This window comes from Mycolicibacterium diernhoferi (genome assembly GCF_019456655.1).
GTDB classification, from domain to species: domain Bacteria; phylum Actinomycetota; class Actinomycetes; order Mycobacteriales; family Mycobacteriaceae; genus Mycobacterium; species Mycobacterium diernhoferi.
The window spans coordinates 2,670,552-2,687,793 of the sequence record NZ_CP080332.1; the positions used below are offsets into that span (position 1 = coordinate 2,670,552).

A 17,242-nucleotide genomic window follows, 5' to 3' on the forward strand; every position below is an offset into this window, starting at 1 on the left:
CCCCTCTACCCATTATTCAAAGACTGCACCTTCACGGGCCGAACTCCCCAGATTTCGTCGCAGTATTCTTCGATCGCGCGATCGGAGGAGAATTTGCCGCTGCGGGCGGCGTTGAGGATGGACATCCGCGACCAGGCGTCGCGGTCCTGCCAGGCGGCACTCACCCGATCCTGGCACTGCACGTAGGACGCGTAGTCCGCGAGCACCAGGAACGGGTCATGGTGGATCAGGTTGTCGATCAACGGGCGGAACACCTCGGTGTCACCGTGTGAGAAGTGCCCGCCGGCAATCAGATCCAGCACCGCGCGCAGCTCCGGGTTCTCGGTGACGACGGACGCCGGGCGGTAACCGTCGCGCTTGAGCGCCTCGACCTCGTCCACGGTGAGCCCGAACAGGAAGAAGTTCTCCGCACCGGCCTCCTCGCGGATCTCCACGTTGGCGCCGTCCAGGGTGCCGATGGTCAGGGCGCCGTTCATCATGAACTTCATGTTCCCGGTGCCGGAGGCCTCCTTGCCGGCGGTCGAGATATGCTCGGAGAGGTTGGCGGCGGGGTAGATCAGGTGCGCATTCTGCACGTTGAAATTCGGCAGGAACACCACCTTCATCAGGCCGTTGACCTCGGGGTCGAAGTTGACCATCGCCCCGACCGCGGTGATCAGCTTGATGATGCGCTTGGCCAGGAAGTAGCCGGGCGCGGCCTTGCCGCCGAAGATGTAGGCCCGCGGCGCCATGTCGATCCCGGGATCGTTCTTGATCCGCAGGTACTGGGTGACGATGTTGAGTACGTTGAGGTGCTGGCGTTTGTATTCGTGGATCCGCTTGACCTGGATGTCGAACAACCAGCTCGGGTCCAGGACCACGCCGGTCTCGTCGCGCACGAAGTCGGCCAGCCGCGCCTTGTTGGCCCGCTTCACCGCTCGCCATTCCTGGCGGAACCCGTCGTCGTCGATGAACGCCTCCAGCCCGCGCAGCCGGCCGAGGTGGGTGAGCCAGCCGTCGCCGACGGTACGGTCCAGTAGCCGGCGCAGACCCGGATTGGACAGCGCCACGAACCGGCGCGGTGTCACACCGTTGGTCTTGTTCGAGAACCGTTCCGGCCACATCTCGTAGAAGTCCTTCAGCACGCTGTCCTTCAGCAGCTCCGAGTGCAGCGCGGCCACACCGTTGATCGCGTGGCTGCCGACGGTGGCCAGGTGCGCCATCCGCACGGTTTTGCCGCCGTTCTCGCCGATCAGCGACATCCGCCGGACCCGGTCCTCGTCGCCCGGGAACTTGGCCCGCACCTCGTCGAGGAAGCGGCTGTTGATCTCGTAGATGATCTCCAGGTGCCGGGGCAGGCTCTGGCCGAACATCTCCAGCGGCCACTTCTCCAGCGCTTCGGGCAGCAGGGTGTGGTTGGTGTAGCCGAAGGTGGCCACCGTGATGTCCCAGGCGTGCTCCCAGTCCAGGCGCCGTTCGTCGACCAGCAGCCGCATGAGTTCGGCGACGCCGATCGAGGGGTGAGTGTCGTTGAGCTGGATGGCGAATCGCTCGGGCAGATCGTAGACGGACAAATCGGCAAGGTCATCCAGGATGTGCAGCACATGCTGCAGCGAACAGGACACGAAGAAGAACTGCTGCAGCAACCGCAGTCTCTTGCCCGCCTCGGGTTCGTCGTTGGGGTAGAGCACCTTGGTCACGGTCTCTGAGGTGACCTCCTCCTCGACCGCCTTGTAGTAGTCGCCGGTATGGAACGCTTCCAGCGCGAAGGACTGCACGGCGCGGGCACTCCACAGGGTGAGCGTGTTGCAGGTCTTGACGCCGTAGCCCTGGATCGGGGTGTCATAGGCGACTCCCTGGATGACGCGCTGCGGGATCCAGCGCACCCGGTGCACGCCGGCGTCGTCGGCGTAGCGTTCGGTGTGTCCGCCCCACAGCACCGGGTAGTGCACGTCGGGTTTGGCGATCTCCCATGGATTTCCGTTCAGCAGCCAGTTGTCGGTCTTCTCGACCTGCCAGCCGTCGTGGATCTCCTGGTCGAAGATGCCGAACTCGTAGCGGATTCCGTAGCCGATGGCCGGCCGTTCCAGGGTGGCCAGGGAATCCAGGTAGCAGGCCGCCAGCCGGCCCAGCCCACCGTTGCCCAGGCCGGGTTCCTCCTCGCAGGCCAGCACCTCGTCGATGTCCTGTCCCAGCTCGGCCAGCGCCGCGCGGGCGGCGTCCTCGATGCCCAGGTTGAGCAGGTTGGCCCCCAGTTGCGGCCCCATCAGGAATTCCGCGGACAGATAACAGGTGACCTTGCTGCCCCGGTCCAGGGATGTCTGGGTGGAGTCAGTCCGGTTGTCCTGCATACGGTCCCGCACCGCCAGCGCCAACGCCCGGTAGTAGTGCTCGGGGCGCAGGGCCGCGGCGGGCCGGCCGACCGTGTAGCGGATGTGGTCGATGATGGCCCGGCGCAACGCGTCCGCGGACAGACCGGTGCGGGTGCGTTCGACGGCCGGGATGTTCGCAACAAGATCGGTCATGGGCGCAAGTCTGTCAGGGGTTCGCGCAGATCGCGCGCGCAGATGAGCGTCGGTCCGGTGAACGGATGTGAGACGCTGCCGGGATGCCCGGTGTCCCCGAACTCGTCGACGTCCTCCCGCAGCACCGCTTCGACGATGCGGCCCTGACCCGTTATCTGGGCGGTCACGGCATCGAAGGTCCGTTGCTGATCCGGCAGTTCCAGGGCGGTCAGAGCAACCCGACCTATCATTTACAAAGCCCGACAGGAGAATTCGTCCTGCGCAAAAAGCCGCCCGGTACGTTGCTGCCGAGGGCGCACGATGTGGGCCGGGAATACCGGGTGATGTCCGCGCTGGCCGACAGTGATGTGCCGGTGCCGCGGATGCGCACCATGTGCGAGGACGAGTCGGTGCTCGGTACGCCGTTCTTCGTCATGGATCACGTACCGGGCAGGATCTTCCCCGACCGGGTGCTGCGCGAGGGGACACCCGAGGACCGGGCCGCGGTGTACCGGGACATGGCCCGGGTGCTCGCGCGTCTGCACAAGGTGGACTGGCGGGCCGCCGGCCTCTCCGATTTCGGGCGGCCCGACGGCTACCTGGCCCGTCAGGTGGCGCTGTGGACCCGGCAGTGGGAGGCCGCCAAGGTCGAGGAATGCGCCGATATGGACCGGCTGGCCGCCTGGTTGCCCCGACATCTGCCGGCCGGGGACGAGGCGTGCATCGCCCACGGGGACTACCGGCTGGGCAACGTGCTGCTGCATCCCACCGAACCGCGCATCGTGGCGGTGCTGGACTGGGAGCTGTCCACGATCGGCCACCCACTGGCGGATCTGGGGTACGCGGCGATGACCTACCACCTGCCCGGGGAGGCCGACCCGTTGATGGGCGTGGCCGGTGAGGACCTGAGCGGCACAGGCATCCCCGACGAGGCCGAGTTCGTCGCCGAGTATTGCCGGGAAGCGGGCCGGGAGACGCCCGATGAGCTGGTCAGCTTCGTGGTGTTCTCGATGTTCCGGTTGGCGTCCATCGTGGCCGGGGTGTGGCGGCGGGGTCTGGACGGTAATGCCGCCGACGCCCGCGCGGGCACCGATCTGTTCCGGGACCGGTACCGCGGTCTGGCCGAGCGAGCCTGGGAGCTGGCCGGCGGGCTGTGAGATTCGACCATGTGGTAGTAAAGTTCTGGCCTGATGAGAATCGGATTCTCCAGAAAGGATAGGCTCCTCTCATGGATGTTCGGCTGACCAGTGAGCAGCAACAACTGCGGGACGCGGCCGCCAAGCTCGCCGATGATCTCGGCCCCGGAGCGGTGGGCGAGCTCGACGACGGCGACCGGGTGGCCCGGCTGGAGAAGACCGTCGCGGCCACCGGTTGGCGTTCCCTGCGCTCCGACGGCGCGACCGGTGTCGAGGTCGCCCTGGTCGCCGAGGAGTTCGGGCGCGGGCTGGTCGACGTGCCGTTTCTCGGCCCGGTGCTGGCCGACGATCTCGGGCACTCCGACGCCACCATCGTGACCCGCGGCATCGCCCCCGATGCCCGGGGGTTGCGCCGCGGTGTCTGGCTCGACGGTGGCAGTGTCACCGTCGCCGACCTGGGTGATGCCACCCCCGGTGTCGACCTGACGCGATGGGCCGCACCGGTATCTGGCGACGCCGCCGTGGTGGGGGAGGTGGATCCACAGCGGGCACAGGCTCTGGCGCTGGTGGTGACCGCCGCCGACATCCTGGGCGCGGCCCGTGGGGCATTCGACCTGGCCTGCGACTACGCCAAGGTGCGCGAGCAGTACGGCAAGGCCATCGGTTCCTACCAGGCCATCGCGCACATGCTCGCCGAGAGTCTGGTGCTCATCGAGGGATCGATCAGCATCCTGCGGTACGCCGCATGGGCCGTCGACGAGGAGGAGTCCGGCGTCGCGGCCGAAGCCGCCCGCGTCGCCAAGGTCTACTGCGCGAAATCCGCGCACACCATCTGTGAGACGTCCATTCAGGTGCACGGCGGTATCGGCAACACCTGGGAGTGCGCGGCGCACGTCTACCTGCGCCGGGTATTGGTGTCCACCGGCTTGTGGCCGGTGTCGTTGAAGGAGATCTCCGTTGGACTTTCGTGACTCCGAAGCCGAACTGGCGTTCCGGCAGCGGCTGCGGGCCTGGCTGGCCGAGCAGGCCCCGAACTTCCCGAAATCCACCGAGGAGTACTGGGCTCGGCAAGGGGAGTGGCACCAATCCCTGCATGCTGCAGGGTTTTTCGGAGCAACCTGGCCCAAGGAGTTCGGTGGGCTGGAACTGCCGCCGGTCTACGACGTGATCGTCGACGAGGAACTGGCCCGCGCCGGCGCCCCGCCGCGGCCCAGTCTGGGCTACCTGGTGACCGGATTGGGCCGGCACGCGAGCAAGGAACTGCAGCAGCGCTTCCTGCCCGGCATGATCGACGGCACCGAGCGCTGGTGCCAGGGCTTCTCCGAACCGGGCGCCGGCTCGGATCTCGCGTCGCTGACCACCACCGCCACCCTCGACGGCGATGAGTACGTGATCAACGGCCACAAGATCTGGACCAGCTACTCCGACGTCGCCGACTGGTGCCTGCTGCTGGCCCGCACCGACAAGGATGTGAAGCGGCACAAGGGCATTTCGGCCTTCCTGGTCAACATGCACCAGCCCGGCATCGAACAGCGCCCGCTGAAGATGATCAACGGCGTGAGCAACGAGTTCGGCCAGGTGCTGTTCGACGGCGCCCGGGTACCCGCCAGTCAGATGGTCGGCAATCCCGGGGACGGTTGGGCGCTGGCGATGACCGTCGTCGGCCACGAACGCGAGCCCTCCACCCTCGGCTACGCCGCCCGCTACGAGAAGACCGTCAACCAGCTCGCCCGCCGTGGGGAGTCCAGCGACGAACTGGCCTGGGCCACCGTGCAGGTGCAGGTCCTGCGCCAGCACGTGCGCCGACGGCTCTCCGAGCAACTGGACGGCATCTCGCACGGACCGGAGGGTTCGATCGACAAGCTGTTGATGACCTGGGTGGAACAATCCGTCGGGCATGCGGTGCTGGCCCAGACCGGGACCTCCGACCTCGACCTGTTCAACACCTATCTCTACAGCCGCTCGCAGAGCGTCATGGGCGGCACCTCGCAGATCCAGAAGAACATCATTGCCGGCCGAATCTTGAGAATGGCGGTTTGACATGTACGACATGCCCGAGGAAATCCAGGTCGAGGCCGACGGCCCACTGCGCATCATCACGCTGAACCGGCCCGAGGAACTCAACGCCGTCAACGACGATCTGCACGTCGGGCTGGCCCGGCTGTGGAACCGGCTCAGCCAGGACCGGACCGCCCGTGCAGCGGTGATCACCGGTGCGGGCAAGGCGTTTTCGGCCGGCGGCGACTTCAACTACATCCAGCAGATCAGCCAGGACGCGGACCTGCGGGCCAAGACCATCGCCGACGGCCGCGAGATCGTGATCGGGATGGCGCGCTGCCGGATCCCGGTGATCGCGGCGGTCAACGGACCCGCAGTCGGGCTGGGCTGCAGCGTGGTGGCACTCTCCGACATCGTCTACATGGCGGAGAAGGCCTTCCTGTCCGACCCGCATGTGCAGGTGGGTCTGGTCGCCGCCGACGGCGGCCCGCTGGTGTGGCCGATGCAGATGAGCATCCTGCAGGCCAAGGAGTACGCGCTCACCGGTGCGCGGATCCCGGCCGCCAAGGCAGTCGAACTCGGCCTGGCCAACCACGTCGTGGCCGACCCGCTGGCCGAGGCGATCACCGCCGCCAAGAAGATCCTCGAGCTGCCGCAGAAGGCCGTCGAATCCACCAAGCGGATCCTGAACATCCAGCTCGAGCAGCAGGTGATGATGACGCTCGATTACGCCACCACCGCAGAGGAACTCACCTTCGGCACCGACGATCTCAAGAACAACGTCGCCAAGCTGTTGCAGGGCAACAAGTAGGCGACTCAGGCCAGCCGACTGGCCGGCACATCATCGGTGCCGGCCAGGAAATCCCGCACGTGGGTGAAACCGTCCAGTCGCCACGCGCTGAAGGCCCAGATCGCGGCGATGCCCGGCAGTGGACCGAAGGCGGCCCACCAGCGGGCGTGCGCCGGCAGCACATCGGCGATCACCTGGGCGCGCGGCACACCGTCCACGGACGCCGGTAACCACTCGTTGAGCAGGATGGTCAACAGTCGCACCGTCTCGAACGGGCCGATGACCGACGCCAAAGACCAACTGGTACAGGCGATCACCAGCGCCCAGGGCCAGGCCAGCATCAGCGACTGATCGTCGACGATGTCGGCCGCACAGCGCACCGACTCGGCGATGAAGGCCAGCCCGAGCACGGCCAACAACACGCCGACCTGTGCGGCGAGCAGATCGTCGAGCACCGAATTGGCCAGCTCGTCGGTACTGCGGGTGGGCAGTCCGATCGCCAGCGAGACCAGCCCGGCCACCAGGGCCAGCAGGGTGATGTGTGAGGTCCAATCGCTGACCCGGCTGAACGACGCGCTGAGCGTGCGGATCACCAGGTGCGAGGACGCGGCCGGGCCGGTGCGGTAGAGCAGCATCACCACCAGCGCGGAGATCACCACCGACGTCAGCCAGGCCACCACCGCGGTGCAGATGATCACCAGGGCCACCGAGCCGACCAGCGGGACCAGCAGGGAGTCGGTGTCCGCGCTGCTGCGGATGACGATCAGCGGCACCACACCGACGCTGAGCACACCGATCAGCCCGACCAGCAGGGGCAGCGTGAACACGGTGATGGCGCCGGGATCCAGATCGGGGTCGCGCTGCCGGATCGCATCCACCTCGGCGGCGAGCACCGACCGGGCCCTGCACAACGAATACCGCGCGGGCACCGGCTATACCGCCTTCAGGTAGCGCCGGGTGATCAGCCGCTGGGCGAGCCCGGTGACCGGGCCGCCGAGCCTGCTCCACCACGTCGCGTGCCGGGCGAAGGCCGTCACCTCGGCATGCACGGAGCCGTCGGCCGGGTCGTAGCGCACCGCGAACAGTTCCTCACCGGACTCCGGATGTCCCGGCAGAGTGCCGTAGGCGAAGCCGCGCCGGTTGGCCTCGTCGAGCAGGTAGACCACCCGGCACGGGGCGTGCAGCCCCCAGAAGCCGACGGTCACTTCGGTTCCGGCGGCCGCGGTGTCCGCGCCGGCCCGCACCAGCACCCCCGCGCCGCGTTGCATTCCCCAATGCAGGACCGCGTCGGCGGCCTCCTGGAAACGGGCCCGGCCGTGGCCGATCACCGCGTGGGCGTGTACATGCTGATAACCCTCGGGCAGCGGGCCCCGCGTCGCGCCCACTTCCGGATAGGTGAGATCCACCCCGTCACTATGGCACTGCCGGGCCTGGTCATTCACCGACCGCGCTGCGAAACCTGTCCCGGTACGCGCGCGGGCTGACACCCAGGTGTGCGACGAACACCCGGCGCAGGGTTTCCGCGCTGCCGAAACCGGCGATATGGGCGGCGTCGGTGACGCTGTGCCCGCGGTCGAGCGCGCCGCGGGCGGCATCGATGCGCACCGATTCGACGTATCGCGCCGGGGTGGTGTCCAACTCGGCCCGGAACAACCGGGTCAGCTGCCGGGTACTCATCGAGGCCAGTGCGGCAAGGCTTTTCACGCTGTGATCGGCCGCGGGATCCGCGGCGACCGCGGTCAGCACGGCACGCAGGGTGGAGTTCGCCGGGGGATCGCTGTCCAGCAGGGTGGAGAACTGTGATTGCCCGCCCGCGCGCTTGAGATACACCACCAGCGACCGCGCCACCGTGCGCACCAGTTCGGCGCCGTGGTCCTGCTCGACCAGGGCGAGCGCGAGATCGATGCCGGCGGTCACGCCCGCCGAGGTGTAGATGTCGCCGTCGCGGACGAAGATCGCGTCCGGCTGGACCTCGATGTCGGGGTAGGCGTCGGCGAGCAGCCGCACGTGCCGCCAGTGCGTGGTGGCGCGCCGGCCCTGCAACAGCCCGGCTCGGGCCAGGATGAAGGCTCCGGTGCAGATCGAGGCGGTGCGCCGGGCCCGGCGGCGCAGCGTGGTCACCGCCTCGACCAGCGCCGGGTCGATCGGCGTGCCCACCAGCCTGTCGCCGCCGGCCACCAGCGCGGTGTCCGCGGCCTCGACCGCGTCGATCCGGTCGGTCACCGCCAGCCGGGTGCCGATCGAGGTGAGCACGTCGGCGCCGTCGACCGAGGCGTAGCGCAGCCGGTAGTCCGCCCCGAACCGGTTCGCCTCGGCGAAGACCTCCGCCGGGCCGGCCACGTCGAGCAGTTTCACACCGTCGAACACGGTGATGACGATCTCGGGCACCCTGCCATTGTGTCGCAATCTGTGGGAAAGATGGCAGATCTGCCATGAGTGCCCGAACCGGTCCCGGTCCAGACTCGAACTCAGAGGTTCGAGAACCTCACGACCACAAGGAGATCGAAATGACAAGCACCACTGACGAGATCATCGCCGGCGTCGTCGTCCCGGCCACCGGACTGGTGCGCGATGTCACCGAGTTCATCCGCGACACCGAGGACGATCTGCTCTACCACCACTCCCGGCGGGTGTACCTGTTCGGCTCACTGCACGCTCAGCGGTTGGGGCGCACCCCGGACCCCGAGTTGCTCTACACCGGTGCGATGTTCCACGACATCGGCCTGACGGCCGGCTACCGCGACTCGCAACTGCGCTTCGAGGTCGACGGCGCCAACGCGGCGCGGGACTTCCTGCTGGAGCGCGGGGTCGACGGGACCGGGGCGGGACTGGTCTGGCTGGGTATCGCCCTGCACACCACGCCGGGTGTGCCGGAGTTCCTGGCCCCGGAGGTCGCCTTCGTCACCGCCGGGGTGGAGACCGATGTGCTCGGCATCGGTCGTGAGGCGTTGTCCGCCGAGCAGATCGTCGCGGTGACCGCGGCCCATCCCCGGCCGGACTTCAAGAACCGGATCCTGCACGCGTTCACCGAGGGCAACCTGCACCGCCCGGCGAGCACCTTCGGCAACGTCAACGCCGACGTGCTGGCGCACTACGCGCCCGGCTTCGCGCGCACCGACTTCGTCGACGTGATCAGGGGTAGTAGCTGGCCGGAGTGAGTACGGCGCCGCCGTGCAATACCGTTGCTGGGGTGACGACCGGCGTAGCGCACTCAGGGGGCGGGTTCAATCCGCCGGATCCCACCGACCGTGGCGGTCCCGACTACGGGCGCTTCATCGAGGCGGTCCGGACACTGCAGGACCACGCTCGCGCCGCGGACGCCCCCGATGAGGTGATCACCGAGGCCGCCGGTCTGATCGAGAAGGTGTCGGCGTTGCTGGCCCCGTACGAGGCCGACGAATGGCACTCGCCGTCCGGTCGGCGCCTCGATCTGCCCAACCGGGGAAACATCAGTTCGGTGCCGCTGCGGGTGCACGCCACCGAGGACGGCCGGGTCGACGGGACCGTGCGCTTCCGCCGGTACCACCTGGGCCGCAACGGCGCCGTGCACGGCGGGATGCTCGGACTGTTGTTCGACTCGCTGCTGGGGTACACCACCGCCGTGCTGACCCAGAGTCCGTACCAGCGCACCGCGCACCTGGGCATCGACTACCGCAAGATCGTGCCGATCAACAAGGAACTGCAGGTCGACGCCGGTATCGATCGGATCGAGGGGCGCAAGATCAACGTGTCCGGCCGGATCCTCGACGATGGCGAGGTGCTCACCGAGGGCGATGCGCTGTTCATCCGGTTGAAGCCGGGGCAGCCGTGAGCGAGCCGGATCGCGAGGACCGTCGCATGACCTTCCGCGAGAAGGTGCAGGCGGACCGCGCGCTGACACCCGGGCAGCGCAGGCGGGCCTGGGCGCGGTGGCGCGACAAGATCCGGGACCACCCGGTGATCGACTTCGGTTACCGGATCACCGTCGGCGTCATCGGCTCGATCGTGCTGGTCGTCGGGATCATCGCCATCCCGTACCCCGGACCGGGCTGGGCGATCGTCTTCCTGGGCCTGGCCATCCTGGCCACCGAATTCCGTCTGGCGCAGGTGGCGCTGCACTGGGTGCGGGTGCGCTACGACAAGGCGATGGCCTGGTTCGCCCGCCAGCACATCGCCCTGCAGGCGCTGGGAGCGCTGTTCACCACGGCGGTGGTGCTCGGCACGCTGTGGCTGTTCGGGGCGGTCGGTCTGGCCGCGGGGTGGCTCGGTATCGATTGGCCCTGGCTGAAGAGTCCGATCGGTATCGGGTCCTAGCAGGTACGCGCCGACAACCCCGATAGCATGGGCCCGATCGTTTTATTGCCTGCACCGTAGGAGACACCCCGATGACCGCCGCAGCCAGTTCCGCCCCCGCAGCCCTGCTCAGGGTCGCTGCCGGGACCACCGCAGGGGCTGCGGTGCGCGCGGCGGGGCTACCCGAGCGCGGCGCCCCGGACGCCATCGTGGTGGTGCGCGACGCCGACGGCCGGCTGCGTGACCTGAGCTGGACCCCCGACGTCGATGCCGAGGTCGAAGCCGTCGCCGCCGACACCGAGGACGGCCGCAGCGTCATCCGGCACTCCTGCGCCCATGTGCTGGCCCAGGCCGTGCAGGAGCTGTTCCCGCAGGCCAAGCTCGGCATCGGCCCGCCGATCACCGACGGCTTCTACTACGACTTCGATGTCGCCGATCCGTTCACCCCGGAGGACCTGGCGAAGCTCGAGAAGCGGATGGCCAAGATCGTCAAGGACGGTCAGCTGTTCTCCCGCCGGGTGTACGAGTCCAAAGAGCAGGCGCGCCAAGAACTTGCCGGTGAGCCGTACAAGCTCGAACTGGTCGACGACAAGTCGGGCGACCCGGATGTGATGGAGGTCGGCGGGGACGAGCTGACCGCCTACGACAACCTGAATCCGCGCACCAAGGAGCGGATCTGGGGCGATCTGTGCCGCGGACCGCACATCCCGACCACCCGGTTCATCCCGGCATTCAAGCTGACCCGCAGCAGCGCGGCCTACTGGCGCGGCAACCAGAACAACGCCAGCCTGCAGCGGGTGTACGGCACCGCGTGGGAGTCCCAGGAGGCACTGGACCGTCACCTCGAGCTGATCGAGGAGGCGCAGCGTCGCGACCACCGCAAGCTGGGTGTGGAACTGGACCTGTTCAGCTTCCCCGACGAACTCGGATCCGGTCTGCCGGTGTTCCACCCCAAGGGCGGCATCATCCGCAAGGAACTGGAGGACTACTCGCGCGGTAAGCACGAGCAGGCCGGTTATCAGTTCGTCAACACCCCGCACATCACGAAGGAACATCTCTACATCACGTCGGGGCACCTGGAGTGGTACGCCGACGGCATGTTCCCGCCGATGCACATCGATGCCGAGTACGACGAGAACGGCGAGGTGCGCAAGCCCGGCCAGGACTACTACCTGAAGCCGATGAACTGCCCGATGCACCACCTGATCTACCGGTCCCGTGGTCGGTCTTACCGCGAACTTCCGTTGCGGCTCTTCGAATTCGGGTCGGTGTATCGGTACGAGAAGTCCGGTGTGGTGCACGGGCTGACCCGGGTGCGCGGCATGACCCAGGACGATGCGCACATCTACACCACCCGCGAGCAGATGCGCGAGGAACTCACCTCGCTGCTGCAGTTCGTGCTCGACCTGCTGTCCGACTACGGCCTCGACGACTTCTACCTGGAACTGTCCACCAAGGACCCGGAGAAGTACGTCGGCTCCGATGAGGTGTGGGAGGAGGCCACCGCGACCCTGCGCGAGGTGGCCGAGGCCTCCGGGCTGGACCTGGTGCCGGACCCGGGTGGCGCGGCCTTCTACGGTCCGAAGATCTCGGTGCAGGTCAAGGACGCGCTGGGCCGCAACTGGCAGATGTCGACGATCCAGCTCGACTTCAACATGCCGGACCGGTTCGAACTGGAGTACACCGCCGCCGATGGCACCCGTCAGCGGCCGGTGCTGATCCACCGGGCGCTGTTCGGCTCCATCGAACGGTTCTTCGGGGTGCTCACCGAGCACTACGCGGGCGCGTTCCCAGCCTGGCTGGCCCCGGTGCAGGTGGTCGGTGTGCCGGTCGCCGACGCGCACGTGCCTTACCTGGATGACGTTGCTGCGCAACTACGTTCACGTGGTGTGCGGATCGAGGTGGACCGCAGCGACGACCGGATGGCCAAGAAGATCGTCAACCACACCAACCAGAGGGTGCCGTTCATGCTGCTCGCGGGCGACAAGGACGTCGAGGCCGGAGCCGTGTCCTTCCGGTTCGGGGACCGCAGCCAGGTCAACGCGGTGCCGCGGGAGGCGGCCGTCGACGCCATCGTGGATTGGATCGCCCGCCGGGTGAACACCACTCCCACCGCGGAACTGTTCGAGTCCGGTATCGAGGGGGCAGGAGCCTGACAACGTGACCGATCGGGACTCCAGGGATGACGCCATCGTCGACCGGGGCGTCGGCGAACCCGACCACCTGCAGCGGCTGTGGACTCCGCACCGGATGAGTTATATCGCCGAGTCGCCGATGAAGAAGGGGGCGGGCTCGGCGCAGTCCAAGGAGCCGTTCACCGACATCCCGGCGATGTCGGATGAGGACGGCCTGGTGGTGGCGCGCGGCGAGCTGGTCTACGCCGTGCTGAACCTCTACCCGTACAACCCGGGCCATCTCATGGTGGTGCCCTACCGGCGGGTGTCCGAACTCGAGGACCTGACCGTCGAGGAGACCGCGGAGCTGATGGCCTTCGCCCAGCAGGCGATTCGGGTGATCAAGGCGGTGTCGCATCCGCACGGGTTCAACGTCGGCCTCAACCTGGGCACCTCGGCGGGCGGTTCGCTGGCCGAGCATCTGCACATGCACGTCGTCCCGCGCTGGGGTGGGGACGCCAACTTCATCACCATCATCGGCGGGTCCAAGGTGATCCCGCAGCTGCTCGGGGAGACCCGGAAGCTGTTGGCCGCCGAGTGGGCAAAGCAGGCGGCACAACAGGAAATCGCCCCGTGAGCAACTTCTACCTGATGACCCGCGCCGCGTACGCCAAGGTGTCGGGACCGGTGGCCAGGGCGGCGCTGCGGGCCGGCCTGACCCCGGACAGCATCACCATCCTGGGCACCGCGGGCTCGGTGGTGGCCGCCCTCACGCTGTACCCGATCGGGCAGTTGTGGTGGGGGTCGGTCGCCGTCTTCTTCTTCGTGCTCGCCGACATGCTCGACGGGGCGATGGCGCGCGAGCGTGGCGGCGGGACCCGCTTCGGCGCGGTGCTGGACGCCACCTGCGACCGGCTCGGCGACGGCGCGATCTTCTGCGGGCTGGCCTGGTGGGCCGCGTTCGGCGCGCACAACACCGCGCTGGTGGTCGCCATCCTGATCTGCCTGGTCACCTCGCAGGTGATCTCCTACATCAAGGCCCGGGCCGAGGCCAGCGGGCTGCGCGGGGACGGCGGCATCATCGAACGTCCCGAGCGGCTGGTGATCGCGCTGTCCGGGGCCGGGCTGTCCGGCGCCTTCGGGTGGGCGCTGCTGCTCGACATCGCGATGTGGGGCCTGGCGGCGGCCAGCGTGGTGACGCTGGCGCAGCGGCTGCACGCCGTGCGCACCTCGGCCGGCGCGATGGATCCGCTGCCGGCTCCAGCACCTCCGCCGGAAGGAAATCCCACGTGAGCACACCCACCTCGGGGCTGTCGAATGTCGGCGGCCTCCGTGTCCCGCTGGGCGGGCAGCTCTCGGATCTCGGTTATGCGACGGGCTGGCGGTTGGTTCGGGCGATGCCGGAGTTCGCCGCCCGCAACGTGTTCGACGCCGGGGCGCTGTATGCCGCGCGCGGCGGCGGGCCCGCGCAGCTGCGCAAGAATCTGAGCCGGGTGATCGGTGTGCCACCGGCGCAGGTGCCCGACCACCTGATCCGTGCCTCGCTGGCGTCCTACGGCCGGTACTGGCGGGAGGCGTTCCGGCTGCCCTCGATGAACCACGCCGCGGTGACGGCGTCGGTCCAGGAGGTGGTCGAGGGTGATCAGCACATCCGCGAGGCACTCGAGCAAGGCCGCGGCGCGGTGATGGCGCTGCCGCACAGCGGTAACTGGGACATCTCAGGGGTGTGGCTGGTCAACACCTTCGGGCAGTTCGCCACGGTGGCCGAGCGGCTCAAACCGGAGTCGCTGTACAACCGGTTCGTGGCGTACCGGGAGAGCCTGGGATTCGAGGTGCTGCCGCTGACCGGCGGCCCGCGTCCCCCCTCGGAGGTCCTCGTCGAGCGGTTACAGGACAACGGTCTGGTGTGTCTGATGGCCGACCGCGACCTGACCCGCTCCGGGGTGCCGGTCGACTTCTTCGGTGAGCAGACCCGGCTGCCCTCGGGCCCGGCCAAGCTGGCCGTGCAGACCGGTGGGGCCTTGATCCCGGCGCATACCTGGTTCACCGAGGACGGCTGGGGGCTGCGGCTGCACCCGCCGGTGGACACCTCCTCCGGCGACATCGGTGCGATCACCCAGGTGCTGGCCGACCACTTCGCCGCCGGGATCGCCGAGTACCCGGCGGACTGGCACATGCTGCAACCGCAGTGGATCGCCGATCTGTCCGTTGAGCGCCGCGCCCGCCTCGAAGGCAGCTAGGAGCGCCGATGCGCATCGGGATGGTGTGCCCGTACTCGTTCGATGTGCACGGCGGCGTGCAGGCACACGTACTGCAGTTGGCCGAGGTGTTCCGGGCGGACGGCCACTACGTCAGTGTGCTGGCGCCCGCGTCCCCGCATGTGACGCTGCCTGACTACGTGGTCTCCGGTGGTAAGGCCGTGCCGATCCCGTACAACGGCTCGGTCGCCCGGCTGCGCTTCGGGCCCGCCACCCATCGCAAGGTCAAGAAGTGGCTCCTCGACGGGGATTTCGATGTGCTGCACCTGCACGAGCCGAACGCGCCGAGTGTGTCCATGCTGGCGTTGATGATCGCCGAGGGGCCGATCGTGGCGACGTTTCACACCTCGACCACGAAATCGTTGACGCTGAGCGTGTTCCAGGGGATGCTGCGCCCGCTGCACGAGAAGATCGTGGGCCGCATCGCGGTGTCGGATCTGGCGCGGCGCTGGCAGATGGAGGCGCTCGGTTCGGACGCCGTGGAAATCCCCAACGGGGTGTCGGTGTCCGACTTCGCCTCGGCGCCGATGCTGGACGGGTATCCGCGTCCGGGCCGGTCGGTGCTCTTCCTCGGACGGTTCGACGAACCGCGCAAGGGGATGTCGGTGCTGCTCGGTGCGTTGCCGCGGCTGGTCGGTGAATTCCCCGACCTCGAGGTGCTGGTGGTCGGCCGTGGGGACGAGGAGGAACTGTCCGAGCACGCCGGGCAGTGCGCGGCGAACCTGCGTTTCCTCGGCGCCGTGGACGACGCCACCAAGGCCTCGGCGCTGCGCAGCGTGGACGTCTACTGCGCGCCCAACACCGGCGGGGAGAGCTTCGGCATCGTTCTGGTGGAGGCGATGGCCGCCGGTACGGCGGTGGTGGCCAGCGACCTGGACGCCTTCCGGCGCGTTCTCGAAGAGGGCGAGGCCGGCCGGCTGGTACCGGTCGACGACGCAGATGCGTTGGCCGACAGTCTGATCGAACTGCTGCGTGACGACGATGCGCGGCAGCGCTATGTCGCCGCCGCGTCCGAGGCGGTGCGCCGCTACGACTGGTCGGTGGTGGCCGGCGAGATCATGCGGGTGTACGAGACGGTCAGCGGTGTGGGTGCCAAGGTCCAGGTGAGTTCGTGAACGTCATCCTGATCGTCGTCCTGGTCCTGGTCGGCGTCGTGCTGCTGCTGACCGCCAGCTGGGCCTATCTCACCGCCAACCGGCTGGACCGGCTGCACGTGCGCTACGACCTGTCCTGGCACGCGCTCGACGCCGCGCTGGCCCGTCGTGCGGTGGTGGCGCGGGCGGTCGCCGTGGACGCGTACGGCAGCGGTCCGGAGGGCAGACGGCTGGCCGCGCTGGCCGCCGCCGCCGAACGAGCCGCTCGACCGGTCCGCGAGGGCGCCGAGAACGACCTGTCCGCGGCGTTGGAGATGGTCGACCCGGCCGCACTGCCGACCGCGCTGGTGGCCGAACTGGCCGACGCCGAGGCGCGGGTGTTGCTGGCCCGCCGCTTCCACAACGACGCCGTCCGCGACACCCTGTCGCTGCGTGAACGCCCGATGGTGCGGTTGCTGCATCTGGGCGGCACCGCGGCACTGCCCGGCTACTTCGAGATCGCCGAGCGGGCCGGCATGCCGGGCGGCCCGGTCAGCCGCCGGGTCTCGGCGCGCATCGCGCTGCTCGATGAGCAGGGCCGAATCCTGTTGTTCTGCGGTTCGGACCCGGCCGTGGCGGGCGACGGCTCCGCACCGCGCTGGTGGTTCACCGTCGGCGGTGCGGCTCAGCCGGGGGAGTCGTTGGCGCAGACCGCGGTGCGGGAACTGGCCGAGGAGACCGGGCTGGGGGTTACGGCCGAGGAGATGATCGGCCCGGTGTGGCGGCGTGAGGCGGTCATCGACTTCAACGGCTCGGTGATGCGCAGCGAGGAGTTCTTCTTCGTGCACCGCACCCGCGCTTTCGAACCCCTTACCACTGGGCATTCCGCCCTCGAACGCAGCTACATTCACGGCCATCGATGGTGCGATGCGACAATGGTCCGCGAGCTGGTCGCGACAGGTGAACCGGTCTACCCGGTACAACTCGCCGAGCTGCTGGCCGAGGCGAACCGGCTGGCCGACGGATCCGGCCGAGAACCCGGCGGTCGAGACGAGTCGCAGCCCCGCCCCATCCGGTGAGGCTACGAAATCAATCGATTTGGCAGCAGCTTTAGACTG

At 68.4% G+C, this 17,242-nt stretch carries 18 protein-coding genes; 13 read left to right on the top strand and 5 right to left on the bottom strand.

Going from position 1 to position 17,242, the window contains the following annotated elements; translation table 11 throughout:
• Positions 1–5: 5 nt before the first annotated feature.
• On the bottom strand, positions 6–2,504 hold the full coding sequence (locus tag K0O62_RS12710; RefSeq protein WP_073857541.1) for a glycogen/starch/alpha-glucan phosphorylase: 2,499 nt from the start codon (positions 2,502–2,504) through the stop codon (positions 6–8).
• Positions 2,501–2,734 (bottom strand): hypothetical protein, encoded by a 234-nt coding sequence (locus K0O62_RS28645; protein ID WP_245006553.1) that lies wholly within the window; start codon positions 2,732–2,734, stop codon positions 2,501–2,503. Before K0O62_RS28645 ends, K0O62_RS12710 begins: the two co-directional genes overlap by 4 nt.
• On the opposite strand from K0O62_RS28645, the gene K0O62_RS12715 reads away from it, so the two are divergent.
• The 4 genes from K0O62_RS12715 (at position 2,687) to K0O62_RS12730 (ending at position 6,428) form a co-directional block, all read left to right on the top strand.
• Positions 2,687–3,640, top strand: coding sequence for a phosphotransferase family protein (locus K0O62_RS12715; protein ID WP_245006548.1), 954 nt, complete (start codon positions 2,687–2,689; stop codon positions 3,638–3,640). The genes K0O62_RS28645 and K0O62_RS12715 overlap by 48 nt on opposite strands.
• A gap of 71 nt (positions 3,641–3,711) precedes the next feature.
• A complete protein-coding gene (locus K0O62_RS12720) occupies positions 3,712–4,590 on the top strand; it encodes an acyl-CoA dehydrogenase family protein (protein WP_073857543.1) in 879 nt (292 codons plus the stop codon).
• On the top strand, positions 4,577–5,659 hold the full coding sequence (locus tag K0O62_RS12725) for an acyl-CoA dehydrogenase family protein (protein ID WP_073857544.1): 1,083 nt from the start codon (positions 4,577–4,579) through the stop codon (positions 5,657–5,659). Before K0O62_RS12720 ends, K0O62_RS12725 begins: the two co-directional genes overlap by 14 nt.
• A gap of 1 nt (position 5,660) precedes the next feature.
• Positions 5,661–6,428: an enoyl-CoA hydratase/isomerase family protein gene (locus tag K0O62_RS12730; protein WP_073857545.1), complete on the top strand. Its 768-nt coding sequence runs from the start codon at positions 5,661–5,663 to the stop codon at positions 6,426–6,428.
• Between the two features lie 5 nt (positions 6,429–6,433).
• On the opposite strand, the gene K0O62_RS12735 is transcribed toward K0O62_RS12730, so the two are convergent.
• Genes K0O62_RS12735 through K0O62_RS12745 form a run of 3 tightly spaced genes read right to left on the bottom strand, consistent with a single transcriptional unit; the run spans position 6,434 to position 8,795 of the window.
• Positions 6,434–7,336: a hypothetical protein gene (locus tag K0O62_RS12735; RefSeq protein WP_073857546.1), complete on the bottom strand. Its 903-nt coding sequence runs from the start codon at positions 7,334–7,336 to the stop codon at positions 6,434–6,436.
• 3 nt (positions 7,337–7,339) lie between these two features.
• Positions 7,340–7,813 (bottom strand): DUF1990 domain-containing protein, encoded by a 474-nt coding sequence (locus K0O62_RS12740; RefSeq protein ID WP_073857547.1) that lies wholly within the window; start codon positions 7,811–7,813, stop codon positions 7,340–7,342.
• 28 nt (positions 7,814–7,841) lie between these two features.
• Positions 7,842–8,795 (bottom strand): GlxA family transcriptional regulator, encoded by a 954-nt coding sequence (locus K0O62_RS12745; RefSeq protein WP_073857548.1) that lies wholly within the window; start codon positions 8,793–8,795, stop codon positions 7,842–7,844.
• Between the two features lie 119 nt (positions 8,796–8,914).
• On the opposite strand from K0O62_RS12745, the gene K0O62_RS12750 reads away from it, so the two are divergent.
• From K0O62_RS12750 to K0O62_RS12790, 9 genes are all read left to right on the top strand, one after another.
• Positions 8,915–9,565, top strand: a complete 651-nt coding sequence (locus K0O62_RS12750) for an HD domain-containing protein (protein ID WP_073857549.1) — start codon at positions 8,915–8,917, stop codon at positions 9,563–9,565.
• A gap of 32 nt (positions 9,566–9,597) precedes the next feature.
• Complete coding sequence (locus tag K0O62_RS12755; protein ID WP_073857550.1) at positions 9,598–10,218, top strand: PaaI family thioesterase; 621 nt, start codon at positions 9,598–9,600, stop codon at positions 10,216–10,218.
• Between the two features lie 26 nt (positions 10,219–10,244).
• Complete coding sequence (locus K0O62_RS12760) at positions 10,245–10,700, top strand: TIGR02611 family protein (protein ID WP_079244102.1); 456 nt, start codon at positions 10,245–10,247, stop codon at positions 10,698–10,700.
• Between the two features lie 71 nt (positions 10,701–10,771).
• Complete coding sequence (gene thrS / locus K0O62_RS12765) at positions 10,772–12,835, top strand: threonine--tRNA ligase (protein WP_073857551.1); 2,064 nt, start codon at positions 10,772–10,774, stop codon at positions 12,833–12,835.
• Positions 12,836–12,839: 4 nt separating this feature from the next.
• Complete coding sequence (locus K0O62_RS12770; protein WP_073857552.1) at positions 12,840–13,430, top strand: ATP adenylyltransferase; 591 nt, start codon at positions 12,840–12,842, stop codon at positions 13,428–13,430.
• The gene (gene pgsA / locus K0O62_RS12775; RefSeq protein ID WP_073857553.1) at positions 13,427–14,086 is read left to right on the top strand and encodes a phosphatidylinositol phosphate synthase; all 660 of its coding nucleotides are present in this window, start codon (positions 13,427–13,429) and stop codon (positions 14,084–14,086) included. Before K0O62_RS12770 ends, pgsA begins: the two co-directional genes overlap by 4 nt.
• Entirely contained in the window at positions 14,083–15,033 is a 951-nt protein-coding gene (locus tag K0O62_RS12780) for a phosphatidylinositol mannoside acyltransferase (protein ID WP_097933657.1), read from the top strand. Before pgsA ends, K0O62_RS12780 begins: the two co-directional genes overlap by 4 nt.
• An 8-nt stretch (positions 15,034–15,041) precedes the next feature.
• Complete coding sequence (locus tag K0O62_RS12785; RefSeq protein ID WP_073857554.1) at positions 15,042–16,166, top strand: glycosyltransferase family 4 protein; 1,125 nt, start codon at positions 15,042–15,044, stop codon at positions 16,164–16,166.
• Positions 16,163–17,203, top strand: coding sequence for an NUDIX hydrolase (locus K0O62_RS12790; protein WP_073857555.1), 1,041 nt, complete (start codon positions 16,163–16,165; stop codon positions 17,201–17,203). The genes K0O62_RS12785 and K0O62_RS12790 overlap by 4 nt, the downstream gene beginning before the upstream one ends.
• The last annotated feature ends 39 nt before the right edge of the window (positions 17,204–17,242 follow it).

What these genes read in the sequence shown, in the direction of transcription:
- K0O62_RS12785 (WP_073857554.1), top strand. Translation starts at nt 15,042, where the DNA reads ATGCGCATCGGGATGGTGTGCCCGTACTCGTTCGATGTGCACGGCGGC.
- K0O62_RS28645 (WP_245006553.1), bottom strand. Translation starts at nt 2,734, where the DNA reads ATGATAGGTCGGGTTGCTCTGACCGCCCTGGAACTGCCGGATCAGCAA.
- K0O62_RS12730 (WP_073857545.1), top strand. Translation starts at nt 5,661, where the DNA reads ATGTACGACATGCCCGAGGAAATCCAGGTCGAGGCCGACGGCCCACTG.
- thrS (WP_073857551.1), top strand. Translation starts at nt 10,772, where the DNA reads ATGACCGCCGCAGCCAGTTCCGCCCCCGCAGCCCTGCTCAGGGTCGCT.
- K0O62_RS12720 (WP_073857543.1), top strand. Translation starts at nt 3,712, where the DNA reads ATGGATGTTCGGCTGACCAGTGAGCAGCAACAACTGCGGGACGCGGCC.
- K0O62_RS12710 (WP_073857541.1), bottom strand. Translation starts at nt 2,504, where the DNA reads ATGACCGATCTTGTTGCGAACATCCCGGCCGTCGAACGCACCCGCACC.
- K0O62_RS12750 (WP_073857549.1), top strand. Translation starts at nt 8,915, where the DNA reads ATGACAAGCACCACTGACGAGATCATCGCCGGCGTCGTCGTCCCGGCC.
- K0O62_RS12760 (WP_079244102.1), top strand. Translation starts at nt 10,245, where the DNA reads ATGACCTTCCGCGAGAAGGTGCAGGCGGACCGCGCGCTGACACCCGGG.